The following is a 24,894-nucleotide window of genomic DNA, read 5'->3' as shown; positions in this document are numbered from 1 at the left end:
CCCCGTAGCCACCGAAGTTGATGACCTTGGAGGCCTCGACCTCGTTGTCCTGCCGCAACGGCGCCTGCCAGCCGTCTTGCAGGAAGGTACTCAGCGGCTCGGGGTTGTCCCGCTTGCTGGCCTTGAGGGCGGTCTTGGCCGCCTCACGGACGGCGGGCCCCCCGGCGCCGATCATCCGGCTGGCCACGACGTAGTTGTCGTCGTACGCCAGGCTGCCCTTCTCGGCGAAGAACCTGTCGACGTCCTCGTCCGAGCCGGTCAGCGCCTGTTCGGCCGCCGCCTTGACGCCGGCACCGCCAACTGTCCAATAGTCGAGGACCAGGCTGCGTCTGCGTGCCGCGTCGCCGGGGTCGGCGGATTCTGCCGCGATGGCTGGTCCGGTCCCCAGGAGCCCTGCCACCAGAGAGGCGGACAGGAGCGTGGCGCAGGTGCCGCGCCGCCGGAACGCCTCCTTCCCGGCGTGGGGTCTGCCTGTGAGGTGCCGTGCGGTGCTGATCGGTAACGGTCTCCGTTTCACCCGGTCAACCCTTTCTTGATGTCCATCAGTTCGGATATGCCGGGTACACGGCTCTCGCTTTCCGGGCAGCCTGGCCGTAGCGCTGGAGAGGAGAGCGAGAACGGCCGCGTGTCCGGCGGTCGGCGAGTGTGCGACAGGAGTGCTTCACGTGCTGTGCGAGCTTCATGTGAACTCTGCCGAGATGAGGCCACAAAGGCTACATATGCTCGACTTCGGCGCACGGGGGTGATCTGTCGTCCAGCGCGGTTCCGGAGGGGGCCGCGGGCGCTGTCCCGTACTTCAAAATCACTGATCAGCACCCTCGTCGGCAGGGTGTTCCAGTGGCGGCGGCAGGCGGGCCGACGGGCCGCACCACAGCTGGCTACTTCGCCAACTGCGGCCGCCGCGGCCCGTCGTCGCGGACGCTTCGCGCGGGCCGGGCGTTGTCCGGAGATCGGCTGATTGCCGTGGTCCCGCCGGGCGCGCTTGTAGGCGCGTATCCCGCGCGGGCGGGGCGGTGGAGACCAGGGGGAGACATGGTGAAGCGGGTACGTAAGGGGCTGAGAGCGGTTGTCGCGGTGGCTTGTGCGGGTGGGGTGTCGATGCCGGCGCAGATGGCGCCGGCGGATGGTGGGGAGGCGGAATCCACGGTCGTCCGGGTGAGCACGGCGGCGGACGGCGGCGAGTTGGACGAGCCGTCGCACATCGCCTCGATCAGTGCGGGTGGCCGGTATGTCGTCTTCTGGTCCGGTGCGCCTCTGCTGGGCGGCGGGGGCGACTACACCCACGTGCTGGCGGTCAAGGATCTGCGGACCGGGCGCGTCGAGCGGATACCGGCGCTCGTCGTGACGACGGGGCGGGCATCGACAACACCCCGCGCATCAGTGCCGACGGGTGCTTCGTCGCGTACTCCACCGGGACCGTGGGGAATCGGTCCGCCCGCCTCCGCGACCGCCGGACCGGCCGGACCGCTCACCTGACCCCGCCGCCCGGTTCACCGGCCGCCGGAGGGACCGGTGAGGTCACGTCGCTGAGCGCGGACGGCCGTTCGGTCGCCTTCCGGGCCATCGGCCCGGCTCCGGGCGGTCCGGTGCTCGGCCACGTCCAGGACACGGTCACCGGGCGGATGGAGTTGATCGCCCCCAGGGCGCCGGGGGAGAACGCGAAACACGGTGTCGTCCGGGGAGCCTCGCTGAGCGGTACGGGGCGATGGGTCGCGTACGTGCTCGACGAGGCGGAGGGCACCGGGCAGGACCTCTTCGTCCGGGACCGCCGGACCGGTGCCGTGCGCCAGGCCGACGTGGACCCGGACGGCACACCGATGGCCGACCGGGCCCTGCGGCTGGGGGAGTTGAGTGACAACGGGCGCGCCGTGACGTTCAGCGCGCGCGTCCGCCGGGCACCGGTCCGGTCGGGACCGCCCGGTTCGTACGGCCATGTGCGCGACCTGCGGGACGGGCGCACGCGACAGGTGGGACGGGAGCGCGGCTTCCCCGCGGCGGTCAGCGGCGATGGGCGGCGTGTGCTGGAGGACTACGACGGCAAGCTCACCCTGCACGACCTGCGCACCGGCGAGCAGCACCTGGTCGCGGCCGGCTGGCTGAACCACTCCGGACCGCACACGCTGAGCCGGGGCGGCCGGAGCGTGGTCTTCGGCTCGGTCGCGCCGGATCTGGTGCCGGGGGACACCAACGGGACGTACGACGTGTTCGTGCGGAGGTTCGGGGCCGGCGCGTCGTAGCGGGGTGTGCTGTCACAGGGGGCGTCGTGGCAGGGCCTGCCGTTGTACGGGGTGTTCCGGCCGGGGCGTGGCGCTCAGCCGTCGGCGGGCGGGGGCAGTTCGCCCGAGCCGCGCGGGACGAGGCGGGTGGGGATCTCCTCGCGCTGCGGCGGGATCCCGGCGCCGTCCAGGCGGCGGAAGAGCATCGTGGCGGCGGTACGGCCGAGACGCGCGGCGTCCTGCGCCACGACCGTGATCGCGGGGGACACCAGATCGGCCAGCTCGAAGTCGTCGAAGCCCACCAGGGCGACCGGGCGCGGGCGTTCGGCGAGCACCCGCACCGCGGTGACCGTGACCCGGTTGTTGCCCGCGAACAGCGCGGTGACCGGGCGCGGCCCGTCCAGCATGGCGGTGGCCGCGAACCGTACCCGGTCGGGCGCGGTCGACCCGAGGGAGACCCACGACTCGTCGACGGCCAGCCCGGCCTCGGCCATCGCCGTACGGTAGCCGCGCAGCCGCTCCCCGGCCGTGTGGATGCGCGGCTGGTCGCCGATGAAGCCGATCCGGCGGTGGCCGTGCGCGATCAGGTGCGCGACCGCGGCGCGGGCGCCGCCGAAGCTGTCGGAGAGCACCGTGTCCGCCTCGATCCGGCCCGCCGGGCGGTCCACGAAGACGGTGGCCACCCCCGCCGCGATCTCCGGTTCCAGATAGCGGTGGTCGTCGGCGGCCGGGATGATCACCAGGCCGTCCACCCGGCGCGCGCACAGCGCGAGCACCAGCTCCTGCTCGCGCGCAGGATCCTCGGCGCTGGACCCGTTGATCAGCAGCGCGCCGTGGTCCCTGGCGACCTCCTCGACGGCGCGGCTGAGCGGCCCGTAGAACGGGTCGGCAAGGTCCTCCAGGACCAGGCCGATGCTGGCGGTGCGGCCCTTGCGCAGGATGCGGGCGGAGTCGTTGCGGCGGAAGCCGAGGGCGGTGATGGCGTCCTGGACGCGGCGCTCGGTCTCGGGGGTGACGCCGGGCTCGCCGTTGACCACCCGGGAGACCGTCTTCAGGCCGACGCCGGCCCGGGCCGCGACGTCCTTCATCGTGGGCCGGCTGCCGTAGCGGCGGGAGGTGCCCCGGGCGGTGTCGGTCACGTGCGCGGTCCTGATTCTGTCGGCGGTGGGTGGAGGCGGCGGGAGCGGCGGCCGGGCGGCCCCGAGGGGGCCACGGCTCCGCTGCTCGTTCCGGCTGTTGCTGGAGAGACGGGCGGGACGGGTGTGGCGGTTCCCCCTCCGGTACGCCGATGATGGCGGTGACGGTGTCCGGAGGGCCGGTGCGTGCGGCCGGCCGGGCGGGACCGTCCGGCGGCGCCGCACGACGACGTGCGGCACGGCGTCGAGCATAACCTCTGGACAACGTTGTCAATCAGCACGAGACTGGCGTTCCCGTGCCGGGTCCACGCACCCCGGCCCAGGCGCCCCACCAGGAGATTCGACACCGATGCAGACGGACCTGAGCGCAGCGCTGGACATCGGCGGCACCAAGATCGCCGGCGCGCTGGTGGACGAGCACGGCAGGCTGCTCGTCCGTACCACCCGGCCCACGCCCGCCGACCGGGACGGCGCGACCGTCCTGCGTGCGCTGGCCGAGGTGGTGGGCGAGCTGACCGCGCACCCCGAGTGGGCCAGGGTGGCCGCCGTCGGTATCGGCAGCGCGGGGCCGGTGGACGCCCGGCGCGGCACGGTCAGCCCGGTCAACATCCCCGGCTGGCGGGACTTCCCGGTCGTCGCCGAAGTGCGGGACCTGGTCGGTGCGCGCCCCGTCGTCCTGGTGGGCGACGGCGTGGCCATGACCGCCGCCGAACACTGGCAGGGCGCCGCCCGCGGGTACGCGAACGCCCTGTGCATGGTGGTCTCCACCGGGGTCGGCGGTGGCCTGGTCCTGAACGGCCGGCTGCACCCGGGCCCCACCGGGAACGCCGGCCACATCGGCCACATCAGCGTCGACCTCGACGGCGACCCCTGCCCGTGCGGCTCCCGCGGCTGTGTCGAACGCATCGCCAGCGGCCCCAACATCGCCCGCCGCGCCCTCGAACGCGGGTGGCGGCCGGGCCCCGCCGGCGACACCACCGCGGCCGCCGTGGCCGCCGCGGCCCGTGCGGGTGACCCGGTGGCCCGTCACTCGTTCGAGCGGGCCGCCCAGGCCCTGGCCGCCGGTGTCGCGGCCACCGCCGCGCTCGTCGAGATCGAGATCGTGGTCGTCGGCGGCGGCGTCGCGGGCGCCGGGGACCTCCTCTTCGTCCCCTTGCGCCGCGCCCTGCGCGACTACGCCACGCTCTCCTTCGTCCGCGGCGTCACGGTCGTACCGGCGCAGATGGGCACGGACGCCGGCGTGGTGGGCGCCGCGGCCGCCGCCGCACAACAGTCCCGTCTCGATGCCTTCGCCCCGACCGTCTGACGGGGCCTGCGGCGCCCCACGGGCCTCTAGGCTGGTGCCGACCATGACAGGGGACGAGTGGGGCGAACGGGGCGAGTGGCGTGAATGGCGTGAACGGGCCGGGGAACGAGGGACGCGGCGGCGACGAGGGTGCCGGAGAGAGCGGCGGCAGCGCCCGTGAAGAGGGCGGGGCCGCCGGGGAGTTGACCGGGCGGCTGCTCGGCGGGCGGTACCGGGTCACCGGGCAGATCGGGCGCGGCGGCATGGGCGTCGTCTGCCGGGCGGTGGACGAGGTGCTGGGCCGCGAAGTCGCCGTGAAGGTGCTGCGCGCCTACACCGACGCGTCCGCGCCGGAGCTGGCCGACCTGCGGACCCGGATGCAGCGCGAGGCACGGGCCGCGGCCCGCATCCGGCACTCCGGCGTGGTCACCGTGCACGACGTGATCGACGAGGACGGGCGCCCGGTCATCGTCATGGAACTGGTCGACGGCCCGTCCCTGGACGACGCGCTCGACCGGGGCGGCGCCCTGGACCCGCGCGAGATCGCCGCCATCGGCGCCAAGGTGATGGACGCGCTGGACGCCGCCCACCAGGCCGGCGTGCTGCACCGGGACGTCAAGCCCGGCAACGTACTGCTGGAGCGCTGGGAGCAGCGCGCGGGCCGCCCGGACGCCGGGGTGGGCCGCGTGGTGCTCACCGACTTCGGCATCGCGAGCATCGAGGCGCCCGACGACGGGGCGACCACCCACCTCACCCGCAGCGGCGAACTCGTCGGCTCGCTCGACTACCTGCCGCCCGAGCGCGCCCAGGGGCAGCCGCCCTCGCCCGCCTCGGACATCTGGTCGCTGGGCATGACGCTGTACGCGGCCGTGGAGGGCAGCGGCGCGCCGTTCCGCCGGACGTCGGTCTGGTCGACCCTGACGGCGATCGTCTCCGAGCCGCTGCCCGAGCCGCGCCGGGCCGGGCCGTTGACGCCCGTACTGCACGCGCTGATGACCAAGGACCCGGCCGCCCGGCCGAGCGCGGCCGAGGCACGGGCCCTGCTGACGGCGGTGGCCGACGGGCGCGACACGGTGCGGTTGGGGAGGGCGCCGGGGGTGGGAGCGGGGTCGGGTGCGCATACGGGTACCGGTACGGAGCCAGGTACAGGCCCCGGTACAGCGCCGGGTACAGGTACAGGCCCCGGTACAGCGCCGGGTACAGGTACAGGCCCCGGTACAGCGCCGGGTACAGGAACAGGCCCGGGGACGTCGTGGACGCCGACCGCGGCGGACATCCCGGCGGCGCCGTTGCCGTCGCCATCTGGCGGTCAGGCACTCACGGGGCCGGTCAGTGGCCAGTCGCCCACCGGCCCGGTCAGCGGCCGAGCGCCCACCGGTCCGGTCCCCGCCGGAACCCCGGGGGAGCGGGAGACCAGCACCGTGGCGGCCACCGGCGCCGCCGCCCCTCCGTCCGGGCGTGGGCGCCGTGCCTGCATGCTCGCCGCCGCCGTGACCGCCGTCCTGGTGTCGGGTGGCGGAGTGACGTACGGGCTGATGGCCCGGGACTCCGGCGGTACGGTCGCGGAGCGGCGGCCCGGCGCCCCCTCGCAGGAACAGGAACAGGCCGCGCGGGCAGGCGCGTCGGGCACCCCGAAGGAGACCGGGGGCGCCGAGCCGGGTGACCGGGCGACCGGGAAGGCCGAGGTCGGGCGGAGCGCGGCGCCCGCCACCTCCGGCGAGCCGTCGAAGGGCGCCGCGTCCGGGCAGCCGAAGCCCGGTAGCGGCGGCGACCCCGGCAACGGCAAGGGCGGCGACGGCGGAGCGGCGGCCGGCGGTACGGGAGGCGGGGGCGACGGCGGGCCGGGCGGCAGCGGCGGTTCCGCGTCCGGGGGAGGGGCGGCCGCCTCGGGCGGCGGCGCCACCGGCGGGACCGGTGGCGTACCGGAGCCCAGCTCGTGCGCGCCGATCGGCGGCGGCAAGGTCAACTGCCAGGTGTGGCGCGCCGCCGCCTCGTACACCGGCTCCTTCCAGCACGTCGGCACGTTGAACGCGGGCACCAACTACTTCTACTGCCAGGCGAACCTGGGCCGCCGGGAGACGTTCGGCCGGTGGACCAACACCTGGTGGGCGAAGACGGACGACGACAGTGGCAACAGCGGCGTGTACGTCAGTGCCGTCTACCTCAAGGGCGGCCGGAACGACGCGCCGGTTCCCGGCCTGCCGACCTGCTGACCCGGGCCGTACGGAAGGGACCGGGCCGGTACATGAGGCCGAGTACCGGCCCGGCCCCGGACGCCGAGGCCGGTCGGACCCGGACGCCGCCGTGAGCCGGGCAGGCCGTACGGCCCGCCCGGCCGGTGTGCGGTGTGCGGTGCACGACCGCACCACCAGGTGAACGCCCCCGTCAGCAGGTGAACTTGGCGTCGGCCCAGTCGCCGTGGTCGTAGAAGAAGCCGTCACCGGCGTCCTGCACGACCAGCCGTACGGTGCCCGCCCCGGTGACCGCCGCGCTGATCGCCTTCGCCGGGTCGGTGCCGGTCAGCTTGCCGCTCTCGGCGACCTTCTGCCCGTCGGCCCACACCTCGAAGGTGACCGTCCCCTGGTCGCCGGTCTCGTCGTCCACGCCGACCTGCGCGCTGAACGCCGAGCACTTGCCACCCGTGTAGTACGTGATCTCGCTGGGCGCGTGGGCACCCAGCCCCTTGGCGTACGGCACACCGCCGATGGTGATCGGCGTCCCGTCACCGGGCCGCTGCCCTCCCACGCTCATGTCCTTCTCCACCGGCCCGTAGCCGTTGGTGGCGGAGAGCCAGGTCAGGTCGCTGGCGTAGGAGGTGCCGGCGGGCGGCGCCTGGACGGCGGTGACCGCGAACGGCAGCGTCAGGGTCACGTGCTGCCCGCGCGTGGAGTGGTAGTCGGTGGTCAGCGTCAGCTCGTACGGGCCGGGCTTGGTCCCCGCGAGTGGCGAGATCTTCCAGGCGGTCGCCAGCTCCTTGCCCGGGGGCAGGACCTGGGTGCCGGTGGACGTGACCGGCTCCACGCGCCAGCCCTGCGGGCCCTTGAGATCGACCTTGACGTCCAGCGCGGGGGTGCGGCCCAGGTTGCGGGTGAGGGTGGCGGTCCGGACCTCCTTGCCGACCTCGATCGGCGCGACGCCGTCCGCCGCGGTGTCGAGGGCCGGCGGGTACTGCGCCCAGTGGCGGTCGGCGGCGACGCGGTACAGCAGCGTGCCGTGCGCCGGTACGGTCCCGGCGATCTCACCCGCGGTGTGGGTGTTCTCGTCCTTCCACAGGTCGCGCAGCCGGTAGCCGCTCGCCTGCGGCAGGCCCGCCTCCTTGGCCGTGGTGGTGATGTGCTGCGGGCGGTCCGTCTCGTTGAACAGGGCCACCGCCCGGTCGCCGTTGGCCAGCGGCTTGCTCAGGACCCAGCGGCCGCCCTCGGACTTCAGCACCTGGGCCTGCTTGCCCAGCGGGTCCTGGTCGAGCGCGATCACCTCGCGGTTGCCGAGGATGTCGAACGTCGCCTGGGAGGCCTTGCGCAGATCGGTGCCGATCAGCAGCGGCGCGGCCATCATCGACCACAGCGAGAAGTGGCTGCGGTACTCGGCGTCCGCCATGCCGCCGTTGCCGACCTCCAGCATGTCCGGGTCGTTCCAGTGGCCGGGGCCGGCGTACGGCGCCAGCGGCGCGTTCGCCTTGAAGATCGAGACCATGCTGTCCCACACGTCGCTGATGTCACCGGTGGTGCGCCACAGGTGCCCGACGTCCGCCGCCCACTCCCACGGCTTGTTCTCGCCCCACTCGCAAATGCTGTAGACGATGGGGCGGCCCGTCGCCTTCAGGGCGTCGCGCATGGTGATGTACCGCTTCTTGGCGTCCACCCCCTGGTTGTTGCAGTTGTCGTATTTCAGGTAGTCCACTCCCCAGTCGGCGAACTGCTGGGCGTCGGAGTACTCATGGCCCAGCGCGCCGGGCATCGCCTGGGCACACGTCGTGGTGCCGGCACTGGTGTAGATGCCGAACTTCAAGCCCTTGGCGTGGACGTAGTCGGCCAGGGCCTTGATGCCGTTGGGGAAGCGGGTGGTGTCCGGGACCAGTTTTCCGTTCGCGTCCCGCTCCTTCTTGGCCCAGCAGTCGTCCAGGTTCACGTACTCGTAACCGGCGGCCTTGAGCCCCTTCGCGACGAAGAGGTCGGCGATTCCCTTGATCATCGCCTCGTTGAAGTCGGCTCCGCAGTGGGTGGAGTTCCAGTTGTTGAAGCCCATGGGAGGCGTCCTGGCCAGGCCGTCGGGCAGTCGCGGGGCGGCGGACGCGGCTGTTCCGGCGGGGACGGCCGTGGTGGCCGCGGTGGACGGGGAAGCGGGTGGGCCGTCGGAGGCGTCGGCCGTGCGGGCCGCGGCGGGCAGGGCCGTCACCCCGGCCGAGCACAGGAACGCCGCGGACAGCGCCGCGACGACTCTTCGCCGGGCGCGGCGGGTGGTGAGAGGGATGTGCGGGCGCATGATTCGCGTCCTCCGTTCGCGGAGAGAGCAGTAAGTCATGTACCAGTCAATTGCGAGTGTTTACGGTAAGGCTTGTTGGACTGTGTTGGAAGGCGACCGGGGAAAATACGGGAAGGGGCCGCCGAAAGCCTTGACCGATGCCCGTGTTGGGAGTGAGATCCCAGCACTCGCGTTCGGTTCTGTTCGGTTCCATCGCCGAGGAGGGGGAGAGGACATGGTCCGGTCATGGGGGGACGGCCCGGGTGAAAGCGCGCACCGGCCGGTACGCGCGGTGCCCCGGCGGTCGGTGCTGCGGAGCGTGGCGGCCGGTGCGGGGGCGGTCGCGCTGCCGTCGCTGCTCGCCGCCTGCGGCAACGGTCCCGGCGACGGCGTCACCCTGGGGTCCAACGCCTCGGACGCGGTGCCGAAGCGCGCGTACGCCGACGCCATCGCGGCGTACGAGAAGAAGTCGAAGAAGCCGGTGAAGGTCAACACGGTCAACCACGAGAACTTCCAGGAGAACATCAACCGTTACCTCCAGGGCACGCCCGATGACGTCTTCACGTGGTTCGCCGGTTACCGCATGCAGTACTTCGCGCGAAAGGGCCTGCTCGCCGACATCAGTGATCTCTGGAGGAAGTTCGACGGGTTCTCCGACGCGGTGAAGAAACAGTCCACGGGCGAGGACGGCAAGCAGTACTTCGTGCCGTACTACTACTACCCGTGGGCGGTCTTCCACCGGAAGGGCGTTTTCCGGACGCGGGGTTACGAGATCCCGCGCACCTTCGATCAATACCGTGCGCTCGCCCGGCAGATGCAGAAGGACGGCCTCACCCCATTCGCCTTCGGCGACAAGGAAGGCTGGCCCGCGATGGGCACCTTCGACTACCTCGACATGCGGGCCAACGGTTACGACTTCCACATCGCCCTGATGCGCGGGGAGAAATCCTGGACGAGTCCGCAGGTGCGGCAGGTCTTCGACCTGTGGCGGAGCCTGCTGCCGTACCACCAGAAAGGCGCCAACGGCCGGACCTGGCAGGAGGCGGCGCAGTCCCTCCAGGGGAAGAAGGCCGGCATGGCGGTGCTCGGACTCCAGCACCCCGGCCAGCAGTTCACCGCGGAGAACCGCGCGGACCTGGACCTCTTCCCGTTCCCCGAGATCGACCCGGCCTTCGGGCAGGAGGCGGTCGAGGCGCCGATGGACGGGTTCCTGATGGCGAAGAAAGCGCGGCACCGGGAAGCCGCCCGCGACCTGCTCGCCTTCCTCGCCACACCCCAGGCCGAACTGGCCTACCTGAAGCGGGACCCGAACAATGTCGCGGCCAACGGCGTGGCCGGCACACAGACGTACGACGCCCTGCAGAAGAAGGCCGTCCGGCTGGTGTCCGGCGCCCGGCAGATAGCGCAGTTCATGGACCGCGACACCCGCCCCGATTTCGCCTCGACCGTACTGATCCAGGCGCTCCAGCAGTTCATCGGCGACCCGGACGACATCGACGGCCTGGTCAACAGCATCGAACGGCAGAAAGCGCGGATATTCGCCGCGGACTGACGCCGTGACCGCCACCGACCGTACGACCGACGGGGGACCGGGAGCCATGCCGAAGACCGCGGCGCGCCGCGCCGGACGCCGGGGGCCGCGGCGCCACACCCGCCGCGACCTCGCTGTCCTGTGCGTCCTGCTGGGCCTGCCGATCCTGCTCGACCTCGTCCTCGTCTGGGGACCGACGATGGCCTCCATCGGCCTGTCCTTCACCGACTGGGACGGCGTCGGTGACATCGAATGGGCCGGCCTCGGCAATTACACCCACCTTTTCACCGATTACCCGCAATTCTGGCCGGCGGTGCGCAACAACCTGCTGTGGCTCGCCGCCCTCGGCCTGCTCGCCGCACCGTTCGGCCTGCTGCTCGCCGCGCTCGTCGACCGCGGCGTGCGGTTCAGCCGCTTCTACCAGTCCACCCTCTACATGCCGGTGGTGCTCTCGCTCGCCGTCGTCGGCTTCATCACCCAGCTGATCCTCTCCCGGGACCAGGGCGCCCTGAACGCCCTGCTGGGCAGTGAACGGGATCCGGTCGACTGGCTCGGCGACCCGGACCTGAACATCTGGATGATCCTGCTGGCCGCCTGCTGGCGCCACACCGGGTACGTCATGATCCTGTACCTCGCCGGGCTGAAGTCCGTCGACCCGACGCTCAAGGAGGCCGCGGCCGTCGACGGGGCCACCGAGCGGCAGACGTTCTTCCGGGTCGTGCTGCCGGCCCTGCGCCCGGTCAACGTCATCGTCGGCGTCATCACCGTCATCGAGGCCCTGCGCGCCTTCGACATCGTCTACGCGGTCAACAAGGGCCGCAACGGCCTGGAACTGCTGTCCGTCCTGGTGACCGACAACATCGTCGGCGAGGCGAGCCGGATCGGCTTCGGCTCGGCCATCGCGGTCGTCCTGCTGCTGGTCTCCCTCGGGTTCATCGTCACCTATCTCGTCCAGGAACTGAGGGGGGAGGAGCGCCGATGACCGTGCCCGCCGTACGGGCCGCGCGCCCGGTACGCCCCGCCGGGCCGCCCGGTGGCGCACCGGGCCGCCGCCGGGGAGGCCGGGGCGGCCAGGGCGGTCGCCGGGGCGGCCGCTGGGGTGTGCACGCCTTTCTGCTCGCCGTCTCGCTCGCCTTCCTCGCGCCGCTGCTGCTGGCCGTCTACGCGTCGCTGCGCCCGTACGAGGAGACCGCCAGGGACGGATACTTCTCCCTGCCGAGCCGGCTCTCGTTCGACTATTACCGGCAGGCGTTCACCGATTCCGGCATGGGCCGGTATTTCCTGAACACCCTCCTGATCGCGGTGCCGGGCGTGCTGATCACGCTCTTCCTCGCGTCCTTCACCGCCTTCGCCGTGGCCCGGCTGCGGCTGCGCGGCTCACTGCTCCTGCTGATGTTCTTCACGGCCGGCAACCTGCTGCCGCAACAGGTGATCGTCACGCCGCTCTACGTGCTCTTCACCAAGGTGCCGCTGCCGTACTGGATGTCCGACTCGCTGACGCTCTACGACTCCCTGTGGGCCGTGCTCGCCGTGCAGATCGCCTTCCAGCTCGGCTTCTGCGTCTTCGTGCTGGCGAATTTCATGCGGACCCTGCCGCGGGAAATCCTGGAGGCCGCGATCGTCGACGGCGCCGGGGTGTGGACGCGTTACCGGCACGTGACACTGCCGCTGTGCCGGCCCGCCCTCGCCGCGCTGGGCACTCTGGAATTCACCTGGATGTACAACGACTTCCTGTGGGGCCTGGTCTTCCTCTCCGACGGCGACAAACTCCCGGTCACCTCGGCCCTGAACAACCTGCGCGGCCAGTTCTTCACGGACTACAACCTGCTGGCGGCGGGCTCGGTCATCGTCGCCCTGCCCACGATCGTGGTCTTCCTGCTCCTGCAACGGCACTTCATCGCGGGCTTGACCCTGGGCGCGAACAAGGGGTGACGGGCCGGGCGGTGCCCCCGTACGCCCGCGCGCGGGAAATGCGGTGCGCGGCCTCTTGCCGGGGCGGTCGGGGACGGCGACGCTCCGGCTACCGCACGAGCGGGAAAGGGGAGCGTCATGACGAACGCACAGATGTGGGCGCTGATCGTGGGATTCGCGTCGCCGGTGCTCATCTCCGTCGTCAATCAGCCGCAGTGGTCGCACGCCACCAGAACTCTGGTGCAGGTGATGGTCTCGGTGCTGGTGGGACTGGGGAGCGCGCTCTTCGCCGGGGATTTCGCCGGAAAGGACGTGGTGACCAGCATCCTCGTCGCCGCGGTGGCCGCGATCAGCGCGTACAAGGGGGTCTTCAAACCTTCCGGTATCGCGCCACGGGTGGAAAAGGCCACGTCCGTGGCAGCCCGCCGATAGCCCCGGCCCCGCGAAAGTTTCCGTGGCAGGGTGTTACGGGCAACTCACAGGGGTCTAGGGACAAGGGGGCAATGTGATCGTCTGGCTGAACGGCGCGACCGGTGCGGGGAAGTCCACCGCGGCCCGGCACCTGCTGGACCTGCTTCCCGGAAGCACGCTCTACGACCCCGAGCTGGTCGGCGGCGAGCTGCGGCTGATGCTGCCCGCCGCACGGCTGGAGCAGATCGGCGGCTACCAGGACCTGCCGTCCTGGCGCCGGCTCGTCGTGGACACGGCCGCCGCGCTGCTCAACGAGGTGCCGGGGCCGCTCATCACACCCATGCCGTTGCTGCGCCAGGAGTACCGGGACGAGATATTCGGCGGCCTCGCCTCGCGCCGAGTGCCCGTACGCCATGTTCTGCTGCATGCGGAGGAAACGATCCTCCGTGAGCGTGCGGACCGGCGCGCGGGCCGTGCCGGGGGCGCGCCGGCCGACGCGGCGGCGCGGGACCGGTGCCGGGCGCACCTGGAGGCGTACGAGGACGCGCTCGGCTGGCTGAAGCAGGACGCGCACGTCATCGACACGGCCCGCCTGACCCCCCGGGAGACCGCCGAACGGGTCGCCGAGGCGGTCCGCGCCGGTGCCGGGGCCTGCGACATCGTGCAGACACCGGAGCCCACGGCGGAGACTCTCGCGGCCGGTGTGCTGCTCTTCGACGACGCCGACCGGGTCCTGCTGGTGGATCCGACGTACAAGCCGGGCTGGGAGTTCCCGGGCGGCGTCGTGGAGCCGGGCGAGCCGCCGGCCCGCGCGGGACTGCGTGAGGTCACCGAGGAACTGGGCATCCGGCTGCAGAGCGCGCCCCGGCTGCTGGTGCTGGACTGGGAACCGCCGAAGCCGCCCGGCTTCGGCGGACTGCGGATGCTCTTCGACGGCGGACGGCTGGCGGGCGAGCAGATCCGGGACCTGCTCCTGCCGGGGCCCGAACTGCGGGACTGGCGGTTCGCCACCGAGGCCGAGGCGGCGGACATGCTGCCCCCGGTGCGCTGGAACCGGCTGCGCTGGGCCCTGCGCGCACGCGAACAGGGACGTCCGCTCAATCTTGAGGCGGGCGTCCCTGTGGAGTGAGGGGCCGTACGGCGGTCCGGGGTGGCGGTCCGGGACGCGACGGTCCGGGGTGGCAGTCCGGGCGGCGGTCCGGGGCGGCGGGAGAGCCCCGGACCGGCCGTCGCGGGCGTCCTACGGGCGGAGCGGTTCAGCTGTCGCCCCAGGGAGCGGACGGTTCAGCCGCCGTCCCCGGGACGGGCGGCTCAGCTGCCGGCGGCCTCGTACTGGCGCGCGTACCGCTGGAGGAACAGCGCCTCGGCCAGCGAGAGGCGCTCCAGCTCCTCCGGCGAGACGCTCTCGTTGACCGCGTGGATCTGCGCCTCCGGCTCGCTGAGGCCGATGAGCAGGATCTCGGCCTGCGGGTAGAGCGCGGCCAGCGTGTTGCACAGGGGGATCGAACCGCCCATACCGGACGTCTGCATCTCGGTGCCGTCGTACGCCTCCCGCATCGCCTCGGCCATCGACGCGTACGCCGGGCTGTCGGTGTCCGCGCGGAACGGCTGGCCCTGCCCGATCTGCTCGACGGTGACCCGCGCGCCCCACGGGGCGGCGTTCTCCAGGTGCGCGGTGAGCAGCTCGGAGGCCTTCACGGCGTCCGTGCCCGGCGGGATCCGCAGGCTCACCAGCGCCCGCGCGCCCGCCTGCACGGACGGCGTGGCGCCGACCACCGGCGGGCAGTCGATGCCGAGGACGGTGACGGCGGGGCGGGCCCAGACCCGGTCGGCGACCGTACCGCTGCCGGTCAGCTCCACACCGTCCAGCACCTTGGCGTCCTTGCGGAACTCCTCCTCCGCGTACTGCAGGCCCTCCCAGCTCGCGTCCGCCTCCAGGCCGTCGACGACCGTCGAGCCGTCCTCCGCGCGCAGCGAGTCCAGGATGCGGATCAGCGCCGCCAGCGCGTCCGGTGCCGCGCCGCCGAACTGGCCGGAGTGGAGGTTGCCCTCCAGGGTGTCCACCTGGACCCGGACCAGCGTCATGCCGCGCAGGGTCGCCGTCACCGTCGGCAGGCCGACCCGGAAGTTGCCCGTGTCACCGATCACGATGGTGTCGGCGGTCAGCAGCTCGGGGTGGGCCTCGGCGTACTGCTCCAGCCCGCCGGTGCCCTGCTCCTCGGAGCCCTCCACGATCACCTTGACGTTGACCGGGACGCCGCCGTGCTCCTTCAGCGCCCGCAGCGCCGTCAGGTGCATGATCAGACCGCCCTTGCAGTCGGCCGCGCCGCGCCCGTACCAGCGGCCGTCCCGCTCGGTCAGCTCGAACGGCGGCGATATCCAGGCGGCCTCGTCCAGCGGCGGCTGCACGTCGTAGTGCGCGTACAGCAGCACGGTCGGCGCGCCGGCCGGACCCGGCAGGAAGCCGTACACGGACCGGGTGCCGTCCGGGGTGTCCAGCAGGGCCACGTCCGTGAAGCCCTCGGACCGCAGCGCGCCCGCCACCCACTCGGCGGCGGCCTCGCACTCGCTCCGGGGGAACTGCGCCGGGTCGGCGACCGACTTGAAGGCCACCAGCTCGGCCAGCTCGGTCCTGGCCCGGGGCTGCAGCGAGGCGACGGTGTGCGCGAGCGGGCTGTCAGGCATGGAACGCTCCTTGTGGGCGCGGCGTTGTACACGTGGGGTCACGTGCCGGTCCGTCCGGTTCTACCGCACCGGACCAACCGTACGTACGGGCGATTGTGGGGCCGATCTTCCCACAGGAAGGGCCCCCGACGGCGCGCCGTAGGATGCGGGCGGTACGCGCAGCAAGGCATCGAACGGGAGCAGAAGCACAGGTGAGCAGCGACAGCGCAGCCGAGGGGAACCAGCAGGTGTGGGACGTCGTGGTGGTGGGCGCGGGGCCCGCCGGAGCCTCGGCCGCCTACGCAGCGGCGTGTACGGGACGCCGGGTGCTGCTCTTGGAGAAGGCCGAACTCCCCCGCTACAAGACCTGCGGCGGCGGCATCATCGGGCCGTCCCGCGACGCGCTGCCGCCCGGCTTCGACCTGCCGCTGCGCGACCGGGTGCACGCGGTGACGTTCTCCCTCAACGGGAAGCTGACCCGCACCCGCCGCTCGAAGAACATGCTGTTCGGGCTCGTCAACCGTCCCGACTTCGACGCCCAGCTGGTCAAGACGGCCCAGGACGCCGGCGCCGAGCTGCGCACCGGCGCCACGGTCTCCCGCGTCGAACAGCACGGCTCGGCCGTGCCGGACCGGCGGACCGTCGCCGTGGTGCTGGGCGACGGCGAGGTGGTGCTGGCCCGCGCGGTGGTCGGCGCGGACGGCAGCGCCAGCCGGATAGGCGCCCACGTCGGCGTGAAGATGGACCAGGTCGACCTGGGCCTGGAGGCCGAGATCCCGGTACCGCCGACGGTCGCCGAGGACTGGGCCGGACGGGTGCTGGTCGACTGGGGCCCGATCCCGGGCAGCTACGGCTGGGTCTTCCCCAAGGGCGACACCCTCACCGTCGGCGTGATCTCGGCCCGCGGCGAGGGCGCCGCGACCAAGCGCTACCTGGACGACTTCATCGGCCGGCTCGGCCTCGCGGGCTTCGAGCCGAGCATCTCCTCCGGCCATCTGACCCGCTGCCGCGCCGAGGACTCGCCGCTCTCCCGCGGCCGCGTCCTGGTGTGCGGCGACGCCGCCGGGCTGCTGGAGCCGTGGACCCGCGAAGGCATCTCCTTCGCGCTGCGCTCCGGGCGGCTCGCGGGGGAGTGGGCCGCCCGCGTCGCGGAGGCGCACGACGCGGTGGACGCCCGCCGCCAGGCCCTGAACTACGCCTTGGCGATCAAGGCCGGGCTCGGCGTGGAAATGGGCGTCGGCCGCCGTATGCTCACCCTCTTCTCCCGCCGCCCCGGCCTGATCCACGCCGCCCTGACCGGCTTCCGCCCGGCCTGGCACGCCTTCGCGAAGATCGTCCGGGGGACGACCACGCTGGCCGAGATCGTCCGTACGCATCCGGTCGCGCGGCGGGCGATGGGGGCGCTGGACAAGTAGGGGGCGGGGTGCGGGCCGTCGGTCGGCGGCTGCTCCCGGGGGAGTACGCCTGATCACCGCGCCGGGCTGACGCTCCCCGTCCGGTGTGCCAGTCCAGCGTGACGGCATGGACGACGTACGGCCGCGGTGGGCGCGGCTCCGCGGCCCGCGTCCGGAGGATCCGCGTGCGTCCGGCCCGCTTCCGGGCGGGTGGCGGGCGCGCGGCCCGCGCCCGGACTGGTGGCGGGCGCCGGAGGACGGCGGGTCCGGGGGCTCGTGGCGGGCCGTGGACGGCGGCGGCCCCGGGGGCCGGTGGCGGTCGGTGGACGACGACGGCCCGGCGACCGCCGCCGGGCGCGCCGGAGACGTCACCGGGGGCGGCGACGGCCTGGTCGGCATGGGCGAACGCGCCGCCGCACTCGGCGGCACCGTCGAGGCGGGACCACGCCCGGACGGCGGCTTCCGGGTGCGCGGCCGCGTCCCGCGACACCCGCCGGGCCGCCGGAGCCGGAGCGGCCCGGCGCCGCGCACCCTCCGGATACGGTGAGGGGCCAGGCCACCGAGGAGGAGTCGTGATCCGGGTACTGCTCGCCGACGACCAGCTGCTGGTCCGCGCCGGCTTCCGGGCGCTGCTGGACGCCCAGCCCGACATCGAGGTCGTCGGCGAGGCGGCGGACGGCGAGGAGGCGCTGCTCGCCCTGCGCGACCTGTGCCCCGACACGGTCCTGATGGACATCCGGATGCCGGTGCTGGACGGGCTGGCCGCCACCCGCCAGATCACCGAGGATCCCCGGCTGTCCGCCGTGAAGGTCGTCATGCTCACCACCTCCGAGCCGGACGAGTACGTCTTCGAGGCGATCCGCTGCGGCGCCTCCGGTTTTCTGCTCAAGGACACCGAACCGGAGGAACTGGTGCGGGCGGTACGGGCCGTGGTCGAAGGCGACGCGCTGCTGTCGCCGGGGGCCACCCGCCGGCTGATCGCCGAGTTCGCCGCGCGCTCCAAGGAACCGGTGGCGGACGGGGCTCTGGCCGCGCTCACCGAGCGGGAGCGGGAGGTGACGGCGCTGGTCGGCCACGGGATGTCGAACGAGGAGGTCGCCCGCCGCCTGGTCGTCAGCCCGCTGACCGCCAAGACGCACGTCAGCCGCACGATGGTCAAACTGGGCGCCCGCGACCGGGCCCAACTCGCGGTGCTGGCCTACGAGTCCGGGCTCGTACGGCCCGGGTGGCTCGGGTAGCGGCCCACCGGGGACGGCCTGGCGGGTTCGGGGCGGCACGGGGCCGGGCGGCCACGTGCGGGGCGGGGCGGTCCCGGGCGGCACAGTACGGGGCGGGGTGGTCCGGGACGGTTCGGGTGGCGCGAGGTGGTTCGGGGCGGATCGGGACGGCTCGGGAGGTCCAAGGCGGGTCGGGGCGGACCGGGACGGCACAGGGCGGCTCAGGGCGACGCGGAGCGCCCCTGGTCGCCTCCCCGGCCGGAGATCATTCCGCCAGGGCCCCCGGCCCGGAGCGCCGGCCGGCGGAGCGGCGCAGGACCCGCACCACCCGCCAGACGAAGGCGACCCCCGCCACGCTTGCGGCCGCCGCCAGGAGCGCTCCTGTCGCGTTCCGGCTCAGCTGGAGGAACAGCAAGGGGCTCACGGCCGCCCCGAAGGTGAGGGCGGCCACGAACACGCCGGTCAGCAGCGCGAAACCGATCTCGACGGTCATCGCGTCGCGTTCGGCCTGGGAACGGGTCGGTGACATGGTGACAGTCTGTCATGTTGCGCCCCACGTTTCGGGGTTGCGCGATCGAGCACCGCTCCCTGCCGCTCCTCCCTCCGTCACCGCCCGACCGGCCCGTTACCGGCCGAGTCTTCCGCGAACTCCGCCCCCTCCGTCGTACGGCGACCGTCAGACACCCGAGCGCTCCTGCCACAGCCGGGCCAGCCAGGCATCGCCCGTGACGCTGATGCCGTCCAGCGAACGGCGGTTCCACAGGGCGAGATACAGGTCGGAAGCCGGGCCCTCGATCACACAGTCCGTAGCGGCAGCGCCGGACGCCGCGGTGTCCTCCGGCGCCGCAGCGCCCGGTATGCGCTCGGCGTGCGGCGGCGCGTCCGACAGCCGGACCGTCCAGGCCGCGCCAGGGGTGCCGACCGCTCCGGCGGCCCGTATCAGCAGCGTCTTCGGCAACTCCGTACGCATCGTGCTGCGCTCGCGCGCCTGTATGCCGACGAGCAGCTCGTCGATGCCGTCGACGGCGAAGGCGGGCGCGCAGGCCGTGATGCCCGCGCCGAGCGCCGCCTCCGCGTCGGCGCGGTGCACCGCCGTCTCGTGCGCCTGGCGGCGCGTCCAGAAGGCCAGCGGGGACGGCGCGGGCAGGAAGGTCCAGCAGGACAGGTCCGCCGGGGCCGAGCGCAGCGCCCGCACCAGGGCCCGGCAGCCGTCGCGCAGCCAGCCGGTGAGCTGCTCGTCGGGCAGGCCGGGGTCCTCGGGGAACGGGACCGGCTGCTGGAGGCCTTGCGTCACGAAGCCCGTCGCCCAGCGGTGCACCCGGCCCGTGTGGGAGAGCAGGTCGCGCACCCGCCACTCCGGGCAGGTGGGGACCGGCGCGGCGGCCCCGGCCTTCTCGGCGGCGTCCGCGAGGAGTTGCCCGTCCCGTTCCAGGGACTCGGTGAAGTCAGTGTTCTCCATGCCGCTGAGTGTGCCAGCCACCACTGACAACGGCCCCGCGCCCGCCCGGCCGCCCGCGCAGCGCCCGGTGGACCAGCCCGAGCAGCAGCGCGTTGACCAGCGCGGCGACGGCCAGCGTCAGGATCAGATACCACTGCGGCGAGCCGGCTTCGCCCCACAGCGCGTCCCCGGCGAGCCACAGCGGGAAGACCGTGGGGGCGGTGAGCAGCGCCACCCAGACACCGGAGAAGGAGGCGTCCTCGTGCTGCACGAAGGCCAGGTCCACCACGGCGAAGAGCGCTGCGGCGAGCACCAGTGCGAGGTAGCCGAGCGAGACCGGATTGCCGAACATCAGCCGCGCGGGTCCGCGCAGCCGGGGTGTGACGTTCATGCAGCCCCCCAGGTGTCGGGGTGGCCGGGTGGCTCCGGGGCGCGCGTCCCGCGCGCCGGTGCCCGCCGGCCGGATGCCCTGGACGAATCCGTGACCAAGCAGTCAATCATGGTCCGCATCCGGTCCCTTCCGACAGGTCGGGTACCCGGTATCGGTGTATCGACTCCCGCGTACGCACCCGTACGCGCCGTGCGGTAGGCGTACGGGACACGGCCGGCCGGACGGGCCGGAGCCCGCCGAACCGGATGCGCGCCGCGCTTCCCGGAGGGCGGCCCGCGCTCTTCCCGCGCGGAAGGGTGGCCCGTATTTTGTTTACTGCCGGTACAAAGCAAGAATGGGGACGTGACCCACACTCGGACAACCAGGCTGGAGCGGGGCCGCAGCGCTCTCGGACCCGCACTGGAGCTCGTACACACCGGGCGCGCGCCCACCCGTGCCGTCCTGACCTCGGAACTCGGCGTGACCCGGGCGACCGCGGGCGCGGTGGCGGCGGAGCTGGAAGCGCTCGGGCTGATCGTCGTCGACTCCCGCCCGACCTCCTCGGCCGGGTCCCAAGGCCGCCCCTCCCACCGGCTGTTCCTGGACGAGAACGGCCCCGTCGTCCTCGCCGGACAGATCCACGCCGACGGGTACCGCGTCGCGCTGGTCGGCCTCGGCGGCCGGATCGTGGCCACCGTGAGCGGCTGCGGCACGATCCCCGCCGACCCGGCGCATGTGCTGGCCGAAGCGGTGGCGGCGGGCTCCGGGCTGCTCGAACGGACCGGACGGCGCTGCCTGGGCGCCGCGCTCGCCATCCCGTCGGCCGTCGCCGAACCCGACGGCGAGGCGCTCAACCCGCTCCACCTGGCCTGGCCTTCGGGCGCTCCGGTACGCCGTCTCTTCCGGCGCGCCCTCGCCGAGGCCGGCATCCCCGGGGTCACCACCGCGGTCGGCTTCACCGGCAACGACGTCAACCTCGCCGCACTGGCCGAACACCGGCACGGCGCCGGACGCGGCGCCCGCGACCTGCTGTGCATCGCCTCCGGGCACCGGGGCGTCGGCGGCGCGCTGGTCCTGGACGGCCGGTTGCACAGCGGCAGTTCGGGCCTGGCCCTGGAGGTCGGCCACCTGACCGTCAACCCGGAGGGCGCGCCCTGCCACTGCGGCAGCCGCGGCTGCCTGGACGTCGAGGCGGACCCGCTCGCCTTCCTCGGCGCCGCGGGCCGCACACCCGGCCCCGAGGGCTCGCTGCTCCGGCAGGCCACCGACCTGCTCCGCGAGGAGTACCAGGACCCGTCCGTACGGGCCGCCGCCGACCTGCTGATCGACCGGCTGGGCCTCGGCATCGCCGGACTCGTCAACATCCTCAACCCCGACCGCATCATCCTCGGCGGCCTGCACCGCGAACTGCTGGGCGCCGACCCGGAACGGCTGCGGGCCGTGGTCGCCGAGCGCAGCCTGTGGGGGCGCAGCGGCGGCGTACCGATCCTGCCGTGCACGCTCGACCACAACAGCCTGGTCGGCGCGGCGGAGCTGGCGTGGCAGCCGGTGCTGGACGATCCCCTGGTGGTCCTGGAGGGGGAGGACCGGGAAGCGGGCCCCGTCTGAACGGCCTGAACACCGTCACGTGTTCGACGGTTTTCCTCGAAACCTCTTGTGGTCCATGTCACCCCCGAGGGACGTGATGTGAGCCACAAGGGGTCCGGCGGTGGTGTCTGAACAGTGCGTATGACACTCGGTTGGTCGCCGCTCACGCAAGTTGGGGCGTGCCCGCCGCTCGAAATGCCCCGCCGGGCAAGGCAAGATAGGTGCATCAACCGCCTGTCCGGCGGCGGGGGCCGGGAAGTCCACGGTCCGCGGCTCCGGGCGGCGCGCAGGCATGAAGGGCCCTGCCCCCTTGGCGCTCAACCGGCGGAGGCAGGACCCAGCTGCAGGGGCCCCGGTGTTCAGCCGGGGCCTTACTGCTGCTCAGTGGAAGTGCTGAAAGGTTTCACGCAGGAATTTCAACACCGCGTACAGCGGGCTGCACCAGCGCGCCTTCCGAAAAAAGCCCTCCCACGAACAGCGAGTACAGCAGCACCCCTTCGGACACGAGTCCATCGGGTATCACCTCCGGTCCGGGGCCGATGTCGTCGCGACCCCGCGGGAGCCGCGAGCCGGTCCGGCAGGGCCGGAGGTGAGGCATCAGATTAGCTCGGTGTGACCGTCCTCATAGCCCTCTTGGGCACCAGTGGGTGCCGTGATGCCGGAGTCCGGCCCGGCACGGCGGGCCGTACAGGGCTTCCCTGCCGGTGACTTGGGTATGTCCCGGGCTCCGGACCTGCGGGGATGCGCTTACTTCGGGGTAGCACCGAGTGTCAGTTCCCGATCTAGCCGTTGCGTAAATCACATACGCAAGGGGGGTGGCGCGCGCATGCGGTAAGCACCGTTGTGAAGATCATTGCTGTTGCAAAGTTGACCTCTTCGCTGACAGCGGCGGACGCCTGCCCACCCTGCCTGGCGGCCGGTCAATCCCGGTCTGCGGCCCGTGCCTTCCGCCCATCCTTCAGCTTCCGTTCATGTGCCGTCCGCCTGGCGGGAGGCGTCCCGTCCGGTCCGCGTCGGACCGTCGTGCCGCCCCTTCCTCCGCGACCTCTGGACGGACTCCGTGACCGCATTACGTACGCGCCGCCGGCACCGTGCTTTCCCCCTTCTCCTCGTCACCGCGACGGTCCTGGCCGGTACGGCCGTCGTCGCCCCTGCTCACGCGGCTCCGGCCGGTGACATCCGGATCAACGAAGTGGTGACCACCGGGAGCGTCGAGGACTCGGTCGAGCTGTACAACAAGGGCACCGCGACGGTCGACATCTCGGGCTGGGTCCTCAAGGACGACAAGGACGGTTCGAAGTACACGATCGCTGCCGGGACCGAACTGGCCGCGGGTGCCTTCCGGGCCTTCGACGTCCACGACCGATTCGGGCTGGGCCCGGACGACAAGGCCCGCCTGTATCTGCCGGACGGCAGGACCCTGGTCGACAGCTTCTCCTGGAGCAAACATTCCGCTCCGTCCTGGTCACGCTGTCCCGACGGCACCGGCGCCTTCAAGGCGGCCGGGGTGACCCTGGGCGCCGCCAACAACTGTGGTGGCAACGGCAGCACGCCGACGGCGTGGCCCGGCAGCGGCGCCGTGACGAACGCCGACGCCGCCGACGTCTTCGGCGAGGACCTCAGCGGCCTCCACCAGGAGGGCAATGTCCTGTGGGCCGCTCAGAACAGCGGCAAGCTGTGGCGCCTGGTCCGCAACGCATCCGGCGGCTGGACACCCGACACCGGCCGCGGCTGGGGCTCCGGCAAGGCCCTGCGCTTTCCCGGCGGTTCCGGATGCCCCGACAGCGAGGGCGTGACCGTGACCGGCGGCGGAGCCGCCGCCGGTGTGTTCGTCGCCAGTGAGCGTGACGGCGATGCCTCCGGCACCAGCCGGCTGTCCGTCCTGAAGTACGAGGTCTCCGGCACCGGCTCCACCCTGGCCGCCGCCAAGGAGTGGAACCTCACCTCCGACCTGCCGCCCGTCGGCTCCAACCTCGGCTTCGAGGGCATCACCTGGGTCCCCGACGCCTACCTGACGGGCACCGCCTTCAAGGACGCCGCCACCGGCGCCGCCTACGCACCGGCACGGTACGGCGCCCACAGCGGTGGCGTGTTCTTCACCGGCGTCGAGGGCTCCGGCATGATCTACGGCTACGTCCTGGAGGACTCCGGCGCCTTCACCCGCGTCGCGTCCTTCCGCAGCGGTATGAGTGGCGTCATGGAACTGCAGTGGGAGCCCGGGGCCGCCCGCCTGTGGGCCGTCTGCGACGACACCTGCAAGGGGCAGCACCGCACTTTTCAGGTCGCCCCCACCGGCACCTTCACCCCCAAAGCCGTCTACAACCGACCCTCAGGCATGCCCGACTACAACAACGAAGGCTTCGCCTTGGCAGGCGCCGACGAGTGCGTCGCCGGATCGAAGCCCGTCTACTGGTCCGACGACAGCAACGACGACGGCCACGCACTGCGCAAGGGCAGCATCACCTGCTGACGTCGGTACCGACCGCTCCTCCCCGCCACCGTGGTACGGCCCGTCGGCCGACGGCGGTCTCGAAGGCCGCGTGGGCCAGCAGCCGCGTCGAGTCCAGTGCCGGCAGCGGCGAGACCTCCGGTGTCACGAGGAGCGGAATCTCCGTACACACGAGGGCGACCGCGTCGCAGCCGCGTGCGGCCAGCCGCTCGATGATCCGTAAGTACTCCTGGCGGGAGGGCTCGGAGAAGACGCCGTTCACCAGCTCGTCGAAGATGATCTGGTGGACGGTACGGCGGTCGTCCGCGTCCGGTACGTCGGCCGCGATGCCTCGGGAGCCCAGCGCGCGCCCGTAGAGCGGACCGTCCATCGTGTACGCGGTGCCCAGGACGCCGACGCGCCGGTGCCTGTCACGGGCGGCGCGTTCGGCGACCACCTCGGCTATGTGCAGGCCGGGCAGCGGCAGCTCCTCGCCGGGCAGTTCGAGGGCCAGGTGGGCGGTGTTGTCCGGGCAGGCGAAGTAGTCCGCGCCGGCGCGGGCGAGGCGGGCGAGGCTCTCGGCGAGCGTCGCCCGTATCGAGTGGTGATCACCGGCCTCCCAGGCGGGCATGGACCGCGCCATGCTGACGCAGTCCAGCGTCACGTCGGGATGGTCGTACGCCCCCAGCTCGGCGGACGCCTCCTGGCAGAAGGCCCGGAAGCACAGCGCCGCCCCTTCGGCGCTGTGCGCGAGGATGCCCAGGTGGTCCACGGTCCCTCCAGTGGCCGTCGGTGCACGCTGCCGCCATTGTCACCCGCCCCACTGACAACGGCCGTCCGCCCAC

The 24,894-nt window shown here is 72.8% G+C and carries 22 protein-coding genes; 14 read left to right on the top strand and 8 right to left on the bottom strand.

Annotated elements, in window-relative coordinates; all coding sequences use genetic code 11:
- Positions 1 to 400: ALF repeat-containing protein (locus tag JXZ78_RS38015; protein ID WP_238783661.1), on the bottom strand; the 400-nt coding region annotated here is incomplete at its 3' end.
- A gap of 755 nt (positions 401 to 1,155) precedes the next feature.
- Here JXZ78_RS38015 and JXZ78_RS38010 point away from each other — a divergent pair.
- Both JXZ78_RS38010 and JXZ78_RS38005 read left to right on the top strand, forming a co-directional pair.
- Entirely contained in the window at positions 1,156 to 1,476 is a 321-nt protein-coding gene (locus JXZ78_RS38010) for a hypothetical protein (RefSeq protein WP_157851720.1), read from the top strand.
- Positions 1,419 to 2,237 carry a hypothetical protein gene (locus JXZ78_RS38005; protein WP_030023629.1) on the top strand — a complete coding sequence of 273 codons (819 nt, stop codon included), beginning with the start codon at positions 1,419 to 1,421 and terminating at the stop codon, positions 2,235 to 2,237. The genes JXZ78_RS38010 and JXZ78_RS38005 overlap by 58 nt, the downstream gene beginning before the upstream one ends.
- Positions 2,238 to 2,311: 74 nt before the next feature.
- On the opposite strand, the gene JXZ78_RS38000 is transcribed toward JXZ78_RS38005, so the two are convergent.
- Positions 2,312 to 3,355 carry a LacI family DNA-binding transcriptional regulator gene (locus tag JXZ78_RS38000; RefSeq protein ID WP_238783660.1) on the bottom strand — a complete coding sequence of 348 codons (1,044 nt, stop codon included), beginning with the start codon at positions 3,353 to 3,355 and terminating at the stop codon, positions 2,312 to 2,314.
- 346 nt (positions 3,356 to 3,701) lie between these two features.
- Between JXZ78_RS38000 and JXZ78_RS37995 the strand changes: the two genes are divergently transcribed.
- Together JXZ78_RS37995 and JXZ78_RS37985 are read left to right on the top strand one after the other, a co-directional pair.
- On the top strand, positions 3,702 to 4,658 hold the full coding sequence (locus JXZ78_RS37995; protein ID WP_030023632.1) for an ROK family protein: 957 nt from the start codon (positions 3,702 to 3,704) through the stop codon (positions 4,656 to 4,658).
- A 182-nt stretch (positions 4,659 to 4,840) separates the two neighbouring features.
- Entirely contained in the window at positions 4,841 to 6,850 is a 2,010-nt protein-coding gene (locus JXZ78_RS37985; RefSeq protein ID WP_238783659.1) for a serine/threonine-protein kinase, read from the top strand.
- A gap of 172 nt (positions 6,851 to 7,022) precedes the next feature.
- Here JXZ78_RS37985 and JXZ78_RS37980 read toward each other — a convergent pair whose 3' ends face one another.
- Positions 7,023 to 9,119, bottom strand: a complete 2,097-nt coding sequence (locus tag JXZ78_RS37980; protein WP_030023635.1) for an NPCBM/NEW2 domain-containing protein — start codon at positions 9,117 to 9,119, stop codon at positions 7,023 to 7,025.
- 214 nt (positions 9,120 to 9,333) lie between these two features.
- Here JXZ78_RS37980 and JXZ78_RS37975 point away from each other — a divergent pair, with 214 nt between their 5' ends.
- From JXZ78_RS37975 to JXZ78_RS37955, 5 genes are all read left to right on the top strand, one after another.
- Positions 9,334 to 10,650 carry an ABC transporter substrate-binding protein gene (locus JXZ78_RS37975; RefSeq protein WP_238783658.1) on the top strand — a complete coding sequence of 439 codons (1,317 nt, stop codon included), beginning with the start codon at positions 9,334 to 9,336 and terminating at the stop codon, positions 10,648 to 10,650.
- A 46-nt stretch (positions 10,651 to 10,696) separates the two neighbouring features.
- Positions 10,697 to 11,611 (top strand): carbohydrate ABC transporter permease, encoded by a 915-nt coding sequence (locus JXZ78_RS37970; protein ID WP_030023637.1) that lies wholly within the window; start codon positions 10,697 to 10,699, stop codon positions 11,609 to 11,611.
- Positions 11,608 to 12,561, top strand: coding sequence for a carbohydrate ABC transporter permease (locus tag JXZ78_RS37965; protein ID WP_030023638.1), 954 nt, complete (start codon positions 11,608 to 11,610; stop codon positions 12,559 to 12,561). Before JXZ78_RS37970 ends, JXZ78_RS37965 begins: the two co-directional genes overlap by 4 nt.
- A 117-nt stretch (positions 12,562 to 12,678) precedes the next feature.
- Entirely contained in the window at positions 12,679 to 12,972 is a 294-nt protein-coding gene (locus JXZ78_RS37960) for a hypothetical protein (RefSeq protein WP_030023639.1), read from the top strand.
- A gap of 73 nt (positions 12,973 to 13,045) precedes the next feature.
- Entirely contained in the window at positions 13,046 to 14,080 is a 1,035-nt protein-coding gene (locus JXZ78_RS37955; protein WP_030023640.1) for an NUDIX hydrolase, read from the top strand.
- 182 nt (positions 14,081 to 14,262) lie between these two features.
- Here the strand turns inward: JXZ78_RS37955 and JXZ78_RS37950 are convergent, their stop codons facing one another.
- On the bottom strand, positions 14,263 to 15,636 hold the full coding sequence (locus JXZ78_RS37950) for a dipeptidase (RefSeq protein WP_030023641.1): 1,374 nt from the start codon (positions 15,634 to 15,636) through the stop codon (positions 14,263 to 14,265).
- A 191-nt stretch (positions 15,637 to 15,827) separates the two neighbouring features.
- Here JXZ78_RS37950 and JXZ78_RS37945 point away from each other — a divergent pair, with 191 nt between their 5' ends.
- The 3 genes from JXZ78_RS37945 (at position 15,828) to JXZ78_RS37935 (ending at position 18,247) form a co-directional block, all read left to right on the top strand.
- Positions 15,828 to 17,030, top strand: a complete 1,203-nt coding sequence (locus JXZ78_RS37945) for a geranylgeranyl reductase family protein (protein WP_030023642.1) — start codon at positions 15,828 to 15,830, stop codon at positions 17,028 to 17,030.
- 106 nt (positions 17,031 to 17,136) lie between these two features.
- Entirely contained in the window at positions 17,137 to 17,556 is a 420-nt protein-coding gene (locus JXZ78_RS41215; RefSeq protein WP_372498485.1) for a hypothetical protein, read from the top strand.
- Between the two features lie 25 nt (positions 17,557 to 17,581).
- Entirely contained in the window at positions 17,582 to 18,247 is a 666-nt protein-coding gene (locus tag JXZ78_RS37935) for a response regulator (protein WP_030023644.1), read from the top strand.
- A gap of 244 nt (positions 18,248 to 18,491) precedes the next feature.
- On the opposite strand, the gene JXZ78_RS37930 is transcribed toward JXZ78_RS37935, so the two are convergent.
- From JXZ78_RS37930 to JXZ78_RS37920, 3 genes are all read right to left on the bottom strand, one after another.
- A complete protein-coding gene (locus JXZ78_RS37930; protein ID WP_030023646.1) occupies positions 18,492 to 18,755 on the bottom strand; it encodes a DUF6332 family protein in 264 nt (87 codons plus the stop codon).
- A 147-nt stretch (positions 18,756 to 18,902) separates the two neighbouring features.
- Complete coding sequence (locus JXZ78_RS37925) at positions 18,903 to 19,685, bottom strand: maleylpyruvate isomerase family mycothiol-dependent enzyme (protein ID WP_030023648.1); 783 nt, start codon at positions 19,683 to 19,685, stop codon at positions 18,903 to 18,905.
- A complete protein-coding gene (locus JXZ78_RS37920) occupies positions 19,672 to 20,055 on the bottom strand; it encodes an SCO4225 family membrane protein (protein WP_030023649.1) in 384 nt (127 codons plus the stop codon). Before JXZ78_RS37920 ends, JXZ78_RS37925 begins: the two co-directional genes overlap by 14 nt.
- Positions 20,056 to 20,397: 342 nt before the next feature.
- On the opposite strand from JXZ78_RS37920, the gene JXZ78_RS37915 reads away from it, so the two are divergent.
- Complete coding sequence (locus JXZ78_RS37915) at positions 20,398 to 21,642, top strand: ROK family protein (protein WP_033039504.1); 1,245 nt, start codon at positions 20,398 to 20,400, stop codon at positions 21,640 to 21,642.
- A 1,039-nt stretch (positions 21,643 to 22,681) separates the two neighbouring features.
- Positions 22,682 to 24,091 carry a lamin tail domain-containing protein gene (locus JXZ78_RS37910; protein WP_030023652.1) on the top strand — a complete coding sequence of 470 codons (1,410 nt, stop codon included), beginning with the start codon at positions 22,682 to 22,684 and terminating at the stop codon, positions 24,089 to 24,091.
- Here the strand turns inward: JXZ78_RS37910 and JXZ78_RS37905 are convergent.
- Positions 24,081 to 24,821 (bottom strand): aspartate/glutamate racemase family protein, encoded by a 741-nt coding sequence (locus tag JXZ78_RS37905; RefSeq protein ID WP_030023654.1) that lies wholly within the window; start codon positions 24,819 to 24,821, stop codon positions 24,081 to 24,083. The genes JXZ78_RS37910 and JXZ78_RS37905 overlap by 11 nt on opposite strands.
- Positions 24,822 to 24,894 lie beyond the last annotated feature (73 nt).

It is taken from the genome of Streptomyces monomycini (assembly GCF_022271435.1).
Taxonomy (GTDB): domain Bacteria; phylum Actinomycetota; class Actinomycetes; order Streptomycetales; family Streptomycetaceae; genus Streptomyces; species Streptomyces monomycini.
Note: the sequence above shows the minus strand (reverse complement) of the source record. Positions and strands in the feature narration are given on the sequence as shown.